The organism is Curtobacterium sp. PvP017, assembly GCF_054060195.1.
The window spans coordinates 340058-353517 of sequence record NZ_JBSSCY010000002.1 but is presented as its reverse complement, the minus strand read 5'-3'; the positions used below and the strand labels follow the sequence as shown (position 1 = coordinate 353517).

General features: G+C 72.7%; 13 protein-coding genes. 10 read left to right on the top strand and 3 right to left on the bottom strand.

Annotated features, from left to right (window positions below; genetic code table 11):
• Positions 1–281 precede the first annotated feature (281 nt).
• Entirely contained in the window at positions 282–1973 is a 1692-nt protein-coding gene (locus tag ACVKXF_RS05695; protein WP_456795136.1) for a cation:proton antiporter, read from the top strand.
• 19 nt (positions 1974–1992) lie between these two features.
• Here ACVKXF_RS05695 and ACVKXF_RS05690 read toward each other — a convergent pair whose 3' ends face one another.
• Complete coding sequence (locus ACVKXF_RS05690) at positions 1993–2487, bottom strand: hypothetical protein (protein WP_123311502.1); 495 nt, start codon at positions 2485–2487, stop codon at positions 1993–1995.
• A gap of 162 nt (positions 2488–2649) precedes the next feature.
• Between ACVKXF_RS05690 and ACVKXF_RS05685 the strand changes: the two genes are divergently transcribed.
• From ACVKXF_RS05685 to uraD, 6 genes are all read left to right on the top strand, one after another.
• Positions 2650–3693, top strand: a complete 1044-nt coding sequence (locus ACVKXF_RS05685) for a M23 family metallopeptidase (RefSeq protein WP_456795135.1) — start codon at positions 2650–2652, stop codon at positions 3691–3693.
• Positions 3694–3822: 129 nt separating this feature from the next.
• Entirely contained in the window at positions 3823–5082 is a 1260-nt protein-coding gene (locus ACVKXF_RS05680) for a hemolysin family protein (RefSeq protein ID WP_123311498.1), read from the top strand.
• 114 nt (positions 5083–5196) lie between these two features.
• Positions 5197–6108, top strand: a complete 912-nt coding sequence (locus ACVKXF_RS05675) for a helix-turn-helix transcriptional regulator (protein ID WP_123311496.1) — start codon at positions 5197–5199, stop codon at positions 6106–6108.
• Between the two features lie 39 nt (positions 6109–6147).
• On the top strand, positions 6148–6873 hold the full coding sequence (locus tag ACVKXF_RS05670) for a class I SAM-dependent methyltransferase (protein WP_456795134.1): 726 nt from the start codon (positions 6148–6150) through the stop codon (positions 6871–6873).
• 181 nt (positions 6874–7054) lie between these two features.
• Complete coding sequence (locus tag ACVKXF_RS05665; RefSeq protein ID WP_123311492.1) at positions 7055–7537, top strand: FBP domain-containing protein; 483 nt, start codon at positions 7055–7057, stop codon at positions 7535–7537.
• Between the two features lie 170 nt (positions 7538–7707).
• Positions 7708–8505: a 2-oxo-4-hydroxy-4-carboxy-5-ureidoimidazoline decarboxylase gene (uraD, locus tag ACVKXF_RS05660; protein ID WP_456795133.1), complete on the top strand. Its 798-nt coding sequence runs from the start codon at positions 7708–7710 to the stop codon at positions 8503–8505.
• Positions 8506–8515: 10 nt separating this feature from the next.
• Here uraD and ACVKXF_RS05655 read toward each other — a convergent pair whose 3' ends face one another.
• Both ACVKXF_RS05655 and ACVKXF_RS05650 read right to left on the bottom strand, forming a co-directional pair.
• Positions 8516–9946 (bottom strand): nucleobase:cation symporter-2 family protein, encoded by a 1431-nt coding sequence (locus tag ACVKXF_RS05655; protein ID WP_456795132.1) that lies wholly within the window; start codon positions 9944–9946, stop codon positions 8516–8518.
• 178 nt (positions 9947–10124) lie between these two features.
• Complete coding sequence (locus tag ACVKXF_RS05650; protein ID WP_456795131.1) at positions 10125–11111, bottom strand: aldo/keto reductase; 987 nt, start codon at positions 11109–11111, stop codon at positions 10125–10127.
• Between the two features lie 174 nt (positions 11112–11285).
• On the opposite strand from ACVKXF_RS05650, the gene ACVKXF_RS05645 reads away from it, so the two are divergent.
• The 3 genes from ACVKXF_RS05645 (at position 11286) to ACVKXF_RS05635 (ending at position 13405) form a co-directional block, all read left to right on the top strand.
• Entirely contained in the window at positions 11286–11528 is a 243-nt protein-coding gene (locus tag ACVKXF_RS05645; protein ID WP_456795130.1) for a hypothetical protein, read from the top strand.
• A gap of 105 nt (positions 11529–11633) precedes the next feature.
• Positions 11634–11870, top strand: a complete 237-nt coding sequence (locus tag ACVKXF_RS05640) for a hypothetical protein (RefSeq protein ID WP_123311486.1) — start codon at positions 11634–11636, stop codon at positions 11868–11870.
• Positions 11867–13405 (top strand): FAD-binding oxidoreductase, encoded by a 1539-nt coding sequence (locus ACVKXF_RS05635; protein WP_456795129.1) that lies wholly within the window; start codon positions 11867–11869, stop codon positions 13403–13405. Before ACVKXF_RS05640 ends, ACVKXF_RS05635 begins: the two co-directional genes overlap by 4 nt.
• Positions 13406–13460: the final 55 nt, after the last annotated feature.

The following is a 13460-nucleotide window of genomic DNA, read 5'->3' as shown; positions in this document are numbered from 1 at the left end:
GTTCCGCCGTGCGGTGCGCGGGTGACCGCCGCGTGCGCGCCTACTGCACCGCACGGAACCGCCAACCGCGCACGGGATGACGACGCACGCACGGTGCGGACAGGAGGCCCGCGGCCACGCCACCACGAGCCTCTCGTCCGTCCGGCGGTCGCGCCCACCGCACCGTGCCGGTTCCGCCGTTCGGTGCGCGGTGACCGCCGCGTGCGCGCCTACTGCGCCGCACCGCGCCGCCAACCGCGCACGGGATGACGACGCACGCACGGTGGTGCCACGCTGGACCGGTGACCGAACTCCTCGTGGTCGGCGTCATCGCCGTCATCGCCATCGCGGGTGCCGCCGTGCTCGGGCCCCGCATCGGGGTCGCGGCGCCGCTCGTGCTCGTCGTCGTGGGGATCGTCGCGAGCCTGCTGCCGTTCGTCCCGGACGCCGAGATCGAACCGGAGTGGATCCTGGCGGGGGTCCTGCCGCCGCTGCTGTACTCGTCGGCGGTGTCGATGCCGTCGATGAACTTCCGGCGCGAGTTCGGCGCCATCAGTGGCCTGTCGGTCCTGCTCGTCATCGCGTCGAGCCTGGTGCTCGGCCTGTTCTTCGCCTGGGTGGTGCCGGACCTCGGGTTCTGGTGGGGGATCGCCCTCGGCGCGATCGTCAGTCCCACCGACGCCGTCGCCACCTCGATCGTCAAGCAGACCTCGGTGTCGCGCCGGGCGATCTCGATCCTCGACGGCGAATCGCTGCTCAACGACGCCACCGCGCTCGTGCTCCTGCGCACGGCGATCTTCACCGCGGGTGCATCGTTCTCGTTCTGGGGCGCGCTCGGCGACTTCGCGAAGGCCGTCGCCATCGCCGTGGCCATCGGCTGGTTCGTCGGCTGGTTGAACGTCTTCGTCCGTGCCCGGGTGCCGAACGCCGCGGTGAACACGGCACTGTCCTTCGCGGTGCCGTTCGTCGCTGCCCTGCCGACCGAGCACTTCGGCGGGTCCGGACTCGTGGCTGCGGTCGTCGCCGGGCTCTTCACCGGCATCGTCGGCCCGCGCAGGCTCCCACCGGGGCACCGCCTGTCGGACGCGCAGAACTGGCAGACCATCGAGCTCGTGCTCGAGGGCGCGGTGTTCCTGACGATGGGGCTCGAGCTCGCGTCGATCCTCGGCGACGTCCAGCGGGAGCACGCGGGCATCGGTCCGGCGCTGCTGATCGCCGTCGGTGCCCTCGTGCTCACCGTGCTCGTCCGTGCGGCGTACGTCGTGCCGCTGCTGCTGGCGCTGTCGGCGAGCGCCAAGCGCGGCGAGCGGATGCAGGAACGCTTCGCCGAGATGCACGCCGGCGACCGCGACGCGATGAGCGAGGTGATCCGCGAGCACCGGCCCGGCAACCGCGCGCCCTCGGAACGGGAGCTCGACCGGTTCACGACGCGCGTCCGCCGCACCCTGGCGGACATCGCGTACTACACGAAGGCGCCGCTGGGTTGGCGGGAGGGCACCGCCGTGGTCTGGGCGGGCATGCGTGGAGCGGTGACCGTCGCCGCTGCGCAGACCCTGCCCGAGGGCACGCCGCAGCGATCGCTCCTGGTCTTCATCGCGTTCGCGGTGGCCCTGTTGTCGCTTGTGGTCCAGGGCGGCACGATCGGCCCGCTGCTCCGGCGGATCGCGGCACCGGCACCGGACACCGCCGCGAAGGACACCGAGGAACGCCGGCGACTGCTCGACCTCATGCGCGGTGCTGCCGAACAGGTCCCGGGGACGCGCGAACAGCCGCCGGCGACGAACGAGGAGCTCCGGGCTGCCGACCCGGCCGAACTCCGGGCGTGGATGGGCCGCGAGAAGGCCCGACGGCTCGCGGTGCTCGAGGCACAGCGCGCGGCGATCCTCGATGCCCGCGACGACGGCACGTTCGACGCCGAGGTGCTCGAGTCGATGCTGCAGAACCTCGACGCCGAGCAGATCGCCCTCGAGCTCCGGGGGGCACCTGCCCGCTGACGGCTGGCTGTCGCGCCGGTCAGGTGCCGATCGAGACGCGGAACACCCGCACGCCGGCGGCCCGGAGTGCTGCGAGCCCGAGCCGCATCCGCATGCTCCGGAACGGCCGCTCGAACCCCGACGGTGCCGATGCCGCGTCGATCTGGTGCAGCACCTCGGAGGTCAGGGTGCGCTCGACCTTGGGCGCCAGCCGCGTCAGACCCGAGACCGTCACGACGATCCGGACGGCGTGCGGCACGAGCAGCGGGTCGATGAGCTCGGCGGCCTCCTGCGCACGGTGGAACGCGGGGTCGTCACCGGGGCGTCGGATCGCGATGACCGCGAGTTCGGCGTCCCAGGTCTCCTCCGGGTCCGGCAGGTCGTCCACCCCGATGACCCGCATGCGGGCGGCGTCGATACCCGCGCGCACCGCGGCGGCGCGGAGCACGGGCAAGAGCTCCTGGGTGCCGGCGAGCACGACGTCGGCGGTGCCGAGGTCGACCTGCGCGGGCCGCTCTCGCGGCGATCGGGCCATGGTGCGGGTCCTTCCGTCGCTTTCCCACGACGCTACCGATGTCGGACGGTCGGGGGACGCCGGAGCCCGCAGTGGTCAGGGGGCTCCCAGCCGCGCCGGTAACGAAAAGATCACGGTGGGGCCTGTACAAAGCGACAGAGTCGTGCAGAATGGTGGGCGGCCATGACGACTGCACCCGAACTCGACCAGCACCCGGAGACCCCGGTGGTGCACCTGTCCCGTCGCGCTGCCCTCGAGGCCGAGCGCGCCGCAGCCCGGAAGCCCCAGCGCCGAGCAGGCAAGCCGGAGAAGCCCGCCAAGGCAGCAACGGTCGCGAAGCCCGCCAAGGCAGCGAAGGTCATCGAAGCAGCCACGGTCGCGAAGCCCGTCGGCCGCCGCGCCAGCGCAGCCCGCGCGACGACCGAACACGTCGACACCCGCATCACGCGCGTGGTCCGCCGCCCCGCCGCGACCGTGACGAGCGTCACGAAGGCCCCACGGGCCTCCCGGTCCGGTCGTGCCGGACGGATCACCCTGACCAGCGCGGCTGCCGCGATCGCGATGTTCGCCGCCTCGGCGATGCCCGCCCACGCCAGCGCCGGCACCTCGATGGCGACCTCGACCATCGCGCCGATCGTGCGGACCCAGGACTACGCGGTCACCCAGGCGGTCACCGCGACCGGACTCGACCGCGACGGGTTCACCGTCGGCGGCGGCACGACGCGCACGGTCGTCACCGCGGGCGGCACGGCGGACGCGAGCGGCATCGCGGGCGAAGCCGTGTCCTACGGCGGAGCCGTCCGATCGCCGTTCCCCGGCCCGGTGCAGATGAGCTCGGGCTTCGGCTACCGCTCGGCACCGTGCGGCGCGTGCTCCTCGCTGCACCAGGGCCTCGACTTCACGCCCGGCATGGGCACGCCCATCGGCGCCGTCGCCGCCGGCACCGTCCGGATCTCGGGCACGTACTTCTCGTACGGCAACGCCGTGATCATCGACCACGAGATCGACGGTCGTCAGGTGTCGACGCTGTACGGGCACATGATCCCGGGGTCGTCGCCGCTCAAGGTCGGCGACCAGGTCGAGGCGGGTCAGTTCATCGGCCTCGTGGGCTCCTCGGGTGTCTCGACGGGCGCGCACCTGCACCTCGAGGTCCTGATGGACGGCGTGACCCCGATCGACCCCGAGGCGTGGCTCGAAGCCCGCATCGGCCGCTCGCTCACCACGTAGCGCCGAAGCACGCACAGCAGACGTCGAGCGCTGGCGGGGTGACATCCCAGCAGCCCTGTGCAGACTCACAGGCATGGACGATCACCACAGACCGCCCGCCCGTCGTCGATCCGAGGAAGCTGCCCGCTGATGGGCGCCGACACCTGGATCGCCTTCGGGCTCGTCATCCTCTTCGTGCTCGTCGGCGGGGTCTTCGCCGCTGCCGAGATCGCACTCGTCTCGCTCCGTGAGTCGCAACTGCAGCAACTCGAACGCCGGGGCTCCCGCGGCCTTCGGGTCGCCGAGCTCGGACGCGACCCGAACCGGTTCCTCGCGGCCGTGCAGATCGGCGTGACCGTCGCCGGGTTCTTCTCGGCTGCGTACGGTGCCTCGTCGATCGCACCCGACGTCGCGCCCCTGTTCACCGGCCTCGGACTCGGCCAGGGCGCCGCCGAGACGGTCGCCCTCGTGCTGATGACCCTCGTCATCGCCTACCTGTCGCTCGTGTTCGGCGAGCTCGTGCCGAAGCGACTCGCGCTGCAGCGCGCCGAGGGCTTCTCGATGCTCGTCGCGCCGACCCTCGACCGCTTCGCGACCCTGATGCGCCCGGTGATCTGGGTGCTGTCCGCCTCGACGAACCTGGTCGTCCGTGCACTCGGCGGCGACCCGAACGCCCGCAGTGAGTCGATGAGCACCGAAGAACTCCGCGGACTCGTCGACGAGCACACCGGCGTCGACGAGCAGGGGCGCCGGATCGCCCGGAGCGCGCTGGACGCCGGTGACCGGATCCTCCGTGAGTCGATGCGCCCTTGGTACGACGTGTCGACGATCGACGCAGGACTGACCATCGCCGAGGCCACCGACCACGCGATCGAGGTCGGGCACACGCGGTACCTCGTGACCTCCGGCGGGCGCGACGAGGTCGACGGCTTCGTGCACCTCCGCGACCTGCTCCGGCCGAGCGACCCGTCCGCGCCGGTGTCGACCCTGGTCCGCCCCGTGTTGGCGCTACCGGAGACGAAGTCGTTGTCCGGCGCCATCGCGGACATGCGGACCGACGGACACCAGATCGCCCTGGTCGTGGACGAGTACGGCGGCAGCGCGGGCATGGTCACGCTCGAGGCGCTGCTCGAGGACCTCGTCGGACGAATCCGCGACGAGTACGACGAACCGACGGCCGAGCACGACGGCGTGGACGGGTCCACGGTGCTCGAGGACCTCGTCGCGGACGGCGGCCCGGCGCTGCCCGACGGCGACTACGAGACCGTCGGCGGGCTCGTGCAGGTCCACCTGGACCGCGTGCCCGAGGTCGGCGACGTCGTCGCCGCGGGCGGCCACCGCCTCGAGGTGACCGCCATGGACGGTCACCGGGTGGCGCGTGTGCGGATCACGGCCGACGTCGGCCCGTAGACGCGACCGCTTGTGCTCGGAAGGCCCGTGGCGGCGCCGCCACGGGCCTCCCGTCCGCCGGCGGGTACCGCCAGTGCCTGCCGGACGGACAGCGCCGCCACGTACGCTCTCCCCATGGGTATCGACGTGCGCAACGAGATCCGCGACTTCCTGTCCTCCCGACGGGCGCGGCTCACGCCGGAGCAGGTCGGCATGCCGTCGTTCGGCGGCGGCGTCCGCCGCGTCCCGGGGCTCCGGCGCCACGAGGTCGCCATGCTCGCCGGCGTCAGCGTCGACTACTACACACGACTCGAGCGCGGATCGCTGAAGGGCGTCTCGGACAGCGTGCTCGAGGGCCTCGCGAGCGCACTGCAGCTCGACGAGGACGAGCGCGTCCACCTGTGGGACCTGACCCGCCTGGCGAACTCCGGCGTCAAGACGATGCACCGGAACGTGCCCACCCGGGTCCGCCCCGGCGTGCAGCGCCTGCTCGACGCGATCACCGGGGCGCCGGCGTGGGTGCGCAACGAGCGTGGTGACGTGGTCGCGACGAACGAACTCGGTCGCGCGCTGTACTCGCCGATGTTCGCCGGCCCCGGGCGCCCCGTGAACACCGCCCGCTTCACGTTCCTCGACCCGGCGGCCCGAGACTTCTTCCCGGACTGGGCGCAGACCGCGAAGGACGCCGTCGCCGTGCTCCGTGCGGCAGCGGTGTCGAACCCGTGTGAGCCCGGACTCATCACCCTCGTCGGGGAGCTCTCCACGCGCAGCGAGGAGTTCCGCGGCTGGTGGGCCGCGCACGACGTCCGACTGCAGCGTGCCGGCGGGAAGCGCATCGACCACCCGATCGTCGGGGAACTCCGGCTGGCGTACGAGGCGCTCGACCTGGTCGCCGACCCCGGCCTGACACTGTTCACGTACTCGGCCGAGCCGGGAAGCGAGACCGAACGGTCGCTGGCGCTGCTCGGCACCTGGGCGGCGACGGAGCGGGCCGAGCAGTACGCGGCCCTGCGCGAGTCGGAGTCGGAGTCCGAGTCGGTCGACTGAGTGCTGGTCGGCCCCGGACGCCGTCCGTAGGCTGACGTCGTGACCAGGACGACGGACGGATCAGCTGGGGCCGCCGACTCCGGCCGCAGCGGCCAGGGGCACCGGCAGCACCGCCGACCCGAGCCCGCGTTCGCCCGCGCGATCGCGAAGGCCCTCGGCGACGCTCGCAGCGTGCTGGACGTCGGCGCGGGTGTCGTGTCGTACGCGCCCACCGACCGCGACGTGACCGTGGTCGAGCCCGCCGGGTCGCTGCCCTTCGACGACGACGCCTTCGACGCCGCGATGACGACCTTCTCGCTGCACCGGTGGGGCGACCTCGAGCGCGGGCTGGCCGAGCTGCGCCGGGTGACCCGTGGCCCGATCGTGATCCTGACGTGCGACCCGGCCCGCATCGAGGACTCCTGGCTCGCCGAGTACGCACCCGAGGTGATGGCGACCGAGGCCCGTCGCCACCCCGCGCTCGACCGCATCGCCAGTGCGCTGGCCGGCGACACCGTCACGAACACCCCGCTGCCGATCCCGTTCACCTGCGTCGACGGGTTCTCGGAGGCGTACTACGGCCGTCCGGAACGCCTGCTCGACCCGGGTGCCCGGAACGCGGACCCGGCGTGGAGCTCCGTCGACGAGCTCACCGCACGGCGATCGGTGTCGGCCCTCCGTACGGCGCTCGACTCCGGCGAGTGGGACCGGCGCCACGGGGCGCTGCGGATCCAGCCCGCGCACGACGGCTCGCTCGTCCTGGTGACGGCCGTCCCCGCCGCTTGACACGTCGACGTAGGCTGGTCGCGTGAGCTTCCAGGAGGTGGTCGGCGCCCGTAACGCCGGCATCAGGGCGTGAGGCCCCCGGTCGTGCCCGCAGGCACGGCCGCCCTCGTCGAACCCTGACCTCCTCCGCCCGGTGCGGTGTGCGTCCGCACGCCCCGGGCCCGCTCGAAAGCGATCCACCATGCTCCCCATCACGGAGAAGACCCTCCGCACGTCCTTCGTCAACGCCTCCCGCAAGGAGACGACCGACATCACCCTGCCCGCCGGCTTCGAGACGCTCGACTGGGACGCGTTGGACTACCTCGGCTGGCGCGACCCGAAGATCGGTCGGCGTGCGTACGCCGTCGTCCCGACCCTGGACGGCGAACTGATCGGCATCCTGTTCCGGCAGGCCGAGGCGTCGTCGCGCTCACGGGCCCAGTGCTCGTGGTGCCAGGACGTCAAGCTGCCGAACGACGTTGCGTTCTACAGCGCGAAGCGGTCCGGGCCGGCCGGCCGCAACGGCAACACCGTCGGCACGCTGGTCTGCCAGGACTTCCAGTGCTCGCGGAACGTCCGGAAGCTGCCGCCGCCCGCGTACGAGGGCTACGACGTCGAGGCCGCGCGCCTGCGGCGCATCGAGGACCTGCAGCTGCGCGCAGCTTCCTTCGCAACGGAGGTCTGAGACGCCGGCGTCGTGCGCCCGCAACGCGACGGACGGCGGACGGGAGGCACGGGGCGGGGCCGCCACGGGCCTCCCGTCCGGCAGACGCGACCGTTTCAGGGCCGCGGGTCGCGTTGCGGGGGAAACCGCCCGGTAACGCGGGTGAAACGGTCGTTCCGTAGCCTCGGCGCATGGACCTCGGCGACCTCGACGACGCGACCGCCCCCGACGCTGCCGCGGTGATCCGGAAATGGGCCGACGTGCCCGCGTGGGTCGACGCCCTGGTGGCCGCGCGACCGTTCGGGACGGTGCCGGCGCTGCTCGACCGTGCGCGCACCGAGTCGGCGTCGTGGGGTGCGCCGGAGCTCGACCACGCCCTGGCCCAGCACCCGCGGATCGGGGAGCGCACGACCGACCCCTCGTCGGCCCGCGAGCAGTCGTCGATGCGCACCGCCGACGAAGACGTGGCTCGCCGGATCGCCGACGGCAACGCCGCGTACGAGCAGCGGTTCGGCCGGGTGTTCCTGGTGCGGGCCGCCGGCCGGACCCCCGAGGAGCTGTTGGCCGAGCTCGACCGGCGCCTCGCGGGCGACCCGGCGGTCGAGACGCAGGAGGCCGCGGCTGCCCTCGCCGACATCGCCCTGCACCGCATCCGTGCGACGTTCGCCGTCCCGCACCTGACCACCCACGTGCTCGACGCCACCACCGGCACCCCGGCGGTCGGCGTCGGCCTGACCCTCAGCACCGTCGACGGTGCGGTCGTCGTGACCGGCACGACGGACGCCGACGGCCGCGCCGCGCTCGGCCCCGACGTGCTCGCGCGCACCGACCACGTCCTGCGGTTCGACACCGGCGCCTACTTCGCCACCACCGGGACCCCGACCTTCCACCCGTTCGTGACCGTGGCCTTCCGCGTCACGGGCACCGAGCACCTGCACGTACCGCTGCTGCTGAGCCCCTTCGCCTACAGCACCTACCGAGGGAGTTGACCGCCGTCGTCTAGGCCGAGGGCTCGCTGCTCGACTCGCGCGGTCCGCGCGGGTCGGGCAGCGCGATCGGCGCGGTCGACCGCACCCCGTCGTAGGAACCGACCGCCGGGTCCTCGCCGTACCGCTCGGCCACGGAGCGCGACCCGAGCAGTAGGTTGAGCAGGATCGCGGCGACGGCACCGGCCGAGATCCCCGAGTCGAACACCAGCGTGAACCAGGTCGGGAACTGCCCGTAGATCTCCGGGGCGACGGTCGGCAGCAGCGCGATGCCGAGCGGCAGCGCCACCACGAGGACGTTCCGGTTGTCGAACCGCACCTTCGACAGCGTCCTGATGCCCGAAGCCGCGACCATGCCGAACAGGGCGACGCCGGCACCACCGAGCACCGCGTGCGGGATCGCCTCGACCACCGCGGCGACCTTCGGCACCAGGCCGAGCACGACGAGGATGCCGCCGGCCGCCGTCGCCACGTACCGGGAGCGCACGCCGGTCAGTGCGACGAGCCCGACGTTCTGCGCGAACGCCGTGTACGGGAACGTGTTGAACACCCCGCCGACGACCGTGCCGAGCCCGTCCGCCCGCAGGCCGTCGGCGAGCGTGCGCTTCGACACGGGACGCCCGGTGACCTCGCCGACCGCGATCATGTCGCCGGTGGTCTCGGTCATGATCACGAGCCCGACGACGAGCATCGACACGATCGAGGCGAGGTCGAACGTCGGCAGCCCGAAGTGGAACGGCGAGACGACGGCGAACCAGCCCGCGTCACCGATGCCCGACCCGTCGACCATGCCGGGGACGAACAGGGCCACGACGGTGCCGAGCAGCAGCCCGAACAGCACCGACACCCGCGCGAGACCGCGCGGAGCGAAGCGTTCGACCAGGACGATCGCGAGCAGGACCCCGGCGGCGAACGCGACGTCGAGCGGGTCCGCAGCACCGTCCTCCCCGCCGTCGGTCACCCAACCGGCCGCGACGCTCATGAGCGACAGGCCGATGATGAGGATGACCGTGCCGGTGACGATCGGCGGGAACAACCGGACGAGCTGCGCGAACCACGGGGCGACGACCACCATGAAGACCCCGCACGCGATCGTCGCCCCGTAGACGGCGGTGATGCCGTGCTCGGTGCCGATCGCGATCATCGGGCCGACCGCGGCGAAGGTGACGCCCTGCACGAGCGGCAGCCGGACCCCGAACCGCCAGAAGCCGACGGACTGCACGATCGTCGCGAGGCCCGCGACGAACAGGTCCGCGCTGATGAGGAACGCCAGGTCGGCACGGTCGAACCCGAGCGCACCGCCGACGATGAGCGGGACGGCGATCGCGCCCGCGTACATCGCGAGCACGTGCTGCAGGCCGAGCGGCAGGAGTCTCGCGAGTGGTGGGACGGAGTCCACTCCGCCGTCACTCCGGGTCGTGCGCGGTGTCTTCTCGGTCGTCATGGCGTCCCCTTCGAGCGGTGGTTTCCCTGTGCTCCGGACGCTATGCAGCCCGTGTTTCCCCGGGATGACGGACGTGGGTCGCGTCGGTCACCGGGCTCCGGCCCGAAACGCACGCCGAGACGGACGGGAGGCCCGTGGCGGATGCGCCACGGGCCTCCCGTTTCGAACGATGTCGCGTCTACCGACCGATGGTCGACATGTCGGGGTAGCGGTCACCGGTCGGGACCGGCAGCGCCGACAGGCGCGACAGCTGGTCCGCGGTGAGGGTCAGGTCGGCGGCGCCGACGTTCTCCTCGAGGCGCGACACGCGCTTCGTACCGGGGATCGGCACGATGTCGTCGCCCTGGGCGAGCAGCCAGGCGAGCGACACCTGCGCCGGGGTCGCGTCGGCCTCGGTCGCGATCTCCTTGACCGCGTCGACGATCCGCATGTTCAGCGCGAACGCCTCTTCCTGGAAACGCGGGTTCGCCAGGCGGAAGTCGTCGGAGTCCAGGTCGGACGGCTTCATGATCGCACCGGTCAGGAAGCCGCGGCCGAGCGGCGAGTACGGCACGAGGCCGATCCCGAGCTCACGCAGGGTGTCGAGCACGTCGCCCTCGGGGTCGCGCGTCCACAGCGAGTACTCGCTCTGCAGGGCGGTGATCGGGTGGACGGCGTGGGCCTTGCGGATGGTCTCGGCTCCAGCCTCGGACAGCCCGATGTGCCGGATCTTGCCCTCCTGCACGAAGCCGGCGAGCTGGCCGACGACGTCCTCGATCGGGACGGCCGGGTCGACGCGGTGCTGGTAGTACAGGTCGATGTGGTCGGTGCCGAGGCGGCGGAGGGAGCCCTCGAGCGCCTCGCGCACGGACTCCGGTGCGGAGCTGATGCCGCGGCCCCGGGCGGGCGTCTCCTCGCCGGCGGTGTGGGTGATCAGGCCGAACTTCGTCGCGATCACGACGTCGTCGCGGCGGTCGGCGAGGGCCCGGCGGAGCAGGTCCTCGTTCGTGTAGGGGCCGTACGCCTCGGCCGTGTCGAACAGGGTGACGCCCAGGTCGATCGCGCGGTGGATGGTGCGGATCGACTCCGCGTCGTCGGTGCCGGCGCCCGTGTAGAAGGCGCTCATGCCCATGGTGCCGAGGCCGACGGGTCCGACCTCGAGGTCTGCGAGCTTGCGTGTCTGCATGCTGCAGGTCTACTCCGGGTGCGCCGCTCGGAGGAAGGCACTGCCGGTGCCGGTCAGACACGGGCACCGTTCGTGTGGATCCTCCAAGGTCCACGCGGGGCAGCGCGGCCTTCTGGTGTGATCGGCGCGTGAACCTGTACTTCCGGCTGTTCCTGTTGCGCCTGGCTCGACCTGATGCTGCGGTCGGGCTTCTGGGGCGCGATCGCGGAGCGCGGCTGGTACCTGGAGCAGACGTTCGTCCGTCGCGGAGCCGTCGTCGCCCGTGCCGTCGTGCAGGCGCGGTTCCTGCGACGCTCCGGCGGGACCGTCCCGATGACGGACCTGCTCGACGCCGTGGGCGGAGCACCAGCTGACCGCGAACTGCCCGAGTGGGTGCACGGGTGGGCGGGCGCCGTCCGGATCAGCAGCACCGCCTGACGGTCACGGAACGGCGACAGATCCCGGCTCCGTTGGATGGCGTCGCACCGCCGGCGCTACGCTGCGAGCACGGGGTGGACGCCCCGGGGACGGAAGGGGAACGTCATGGTCGTCATGTGGATCGTCGTCGGAGTGGTCGTGGCCATCGCCGCGCTGCTCACCGTGCTCGAGGTGCAGAACCGCCGTCGTGCGAAGCGCCTCGCCCACCTCGAACCCGTCGACCCGACCCTCGGCGCCCGCTCCCTCGCCGACGCCGAGGCAGCGCACTCGATGACCGAGGGCCTCGCGAAGTCCGCACACCCCGGCATCACCGGTGCCGGCGGGGGACTCGCCGGCTCGTGAGCCGCACGTCGACCCGGCGCGCCCTGCTCGCCGGGGGCGTCGGACTCGGGCTCGCCGGGGTCCTGGCAGCGTGCACCCGGCCGGGTCCCGCTCCCTCGGGCTCGCCGCGCCCGACTGCCAGCGGCTCCGCCGAGCCGACGAGCACACCGACGCCCGGCGGCCCGGACTCGTGGGACGCCCTCGCCGCCGCGGTCTCCGGCACGCTGCTCCGGTCCGGGTCGAACGGGTGGGACGGCGCACGCGTGCTCGAGAACCCGCGCTACGACGACGCCGACCCGCAGGGGATCCTCCGGGTCGCGGGGGTCGCCGACGTGCAGGCCGGCCTCGCGTTCGCGCGCACGACCCACACGCCCGTCGCACTGCGAGCGGGCGGGCACTCGTACACGGGGTGGTCGGCCGGTGGCGCCCCGGGCACCGACGTCCCGCGGTCGCTCGTGATCAGCACGCAGGACCTCGACGACATCGAACTGCACGACGACGACACCGTCACGATCGGCCCGGGCGCGCAGCTCGGGGACGTCTACGCCGCGCTCGCGAAGGCCGGTCGGGCCATCGGCGCCGGCTCGTGCCCGACCGTCGGCATCGGCGGACTCACCCTCGGCGGTGGGGTCGGCGTGCTCGTCCGCTCGTTCGGGCTGACCTGCGACCAGCTCACCGGCGTGACGCTCGTCACCCCGGACGGCTCCGTGCACGAGGTCTCGACGTCCCGCGAACCCGACCTGTTCTGGGCCTGCCGCGGTGGGGGCGGTGGAACCGTCGGCGTCGTGACCGCACTGACGTACCGGACGCAGGCCGCGCCTCCCGTCCTGCTCTTCACCATCACGTTCGCGTGGTCGGCCGCCGCTGCCGTGGTGCGCGCCTGGCAGGACTGGGCGCCCACCGCCGACCCGGAGCTGTGGTCGACGCTCAAGCTGCTCAACGGCAGTCGGCACACCGCCCCGACGGTCACCGTGACCGGCGTGTGGACCGGTTCGAAGACCGGCGCCGACACCTCCGTCGACGGTTTCATCGCCGCCACGGGTGCGAAGCCGCTGGCCCACACCGGACAGGAACTGACCTACGGCGCCGCCATGTCCGCGTTGGCGGGGAAGCCCCAGCGCGTGTCCGAGGCGGCGACCTCGTCGATCGGATCGACGAAGCTCACCGACGCGCAGATCGACGTGCTCGTCGCGCAGGCGGCAGCGGCGGGCGACGTCGACGGCAACCTGGAGGGCGGGGTCGCCCTCGACGCCCTCGGCGGCGTCGTGGCGGACGTCGGCCGCACCGACTCGGCGTTCCCGTGGCGGTCCGCGCTCATGACCGTGCAGTACACGGCGGTGTTCGCGGACGGCGCGGACCCCGCACCGTTCGACGCGTACGTGCGGGGGTTCCGCCGGGCCATGCGTCCAGCGTGGGGCGACGCGGCGTACGCGAACTACTGCGACGCGGCCATCACGGACCCGTCGGCCTACTTCGGGGACAACACCTCGCGCCTGCACCGCATCGCGGAACAGGCGGACCCGACGGGCGTGCTCGACCAGCCGAACTGGGTCTGACGCACGCACGAGTCTCGGGCCGGCCGGCCGGGCCGGGCCGTCCTACGATGACCGC

What these genes read in the sequence shown, in the direction of transcription:
- ACVKXF_RS05685 (WP_456795135.1), top strand. Translation starts at nt 2,650, where the DNA reads ATGACGACTGCACCCGAACTCGACCAGCACCCGGAGACCCCGGTGGTG.
- ACVKXF_RS05640 (WP_123311486.1), top strand. Translation starts at nt 11,634, where the DNA reads ATGGTCGTCATGTGGATCGTCGTCGGAGTGGTCGTGGCCATCGCCGCG.
- ACVKXF_RS05665 (WP_123311492.1), top strand. Translation starts at nt 7,055, where the DNA reads ATGCTCCCCATCACGGAGAAGACCCTCCGCACGTCCTTCGTCAACGCC.
- uraD (WP_456795133.1), top strand. Translation starts at nt 7,708, where the DNA reads ATGGACCTCGGCGACCTCGACGACGCGACCGCCCCCGACGCTGCCGCG.
- ACVKXF_RS05645 (WP_456795130.1), top strand. Translation starts at nt 11,286, where the DNA reads ATGCTGCGGTCGGGCTTCTGGGGCGCGATCGCGGAGCGCGGCTGGTAC.
- ACVKXF_RS05690 (WP_123311502.1), bottom strand. Translation starts at nt 2,487, where the DNA reads ATGGCCCGATCGCCGCGAGAGCGGCCCGCGCAGGTCGACCTCGGCACC.
- ACVKXF_RS05680 (WP_123311498.1), top strand. Translation starts at nt 3,823, where the DNA reads ATGGGCGCCGACACCTGGATCGCCTTCGGGCTCGTCATCCTCTTCGTG.
- ACVKXF_RS05655 (WP_456795132.1), bottom strand. Translation starts at nt 9,946, where the DNA reads ATGACGACCGAGAAGACACCGCGCACGACCCGGAGTGACGGCGGAGTG.
- ACVKXF_RS05675 (WP_123311496.1), top strand. Translation starts at nt 5,197, where the DNA reads ATGGGTATCGACGTGCGCAACGAGATCCGCGACTTCCTGTCCTCCCGA.
- ACVKXF_RS05650 (WP_456795131.1), bottom strand. Translation starts at nt 11,111, where the DNA reads ATGCAGACACGCAAGCTCGCAGACCTCGAGGTCGGACCCGTCGGCCTC.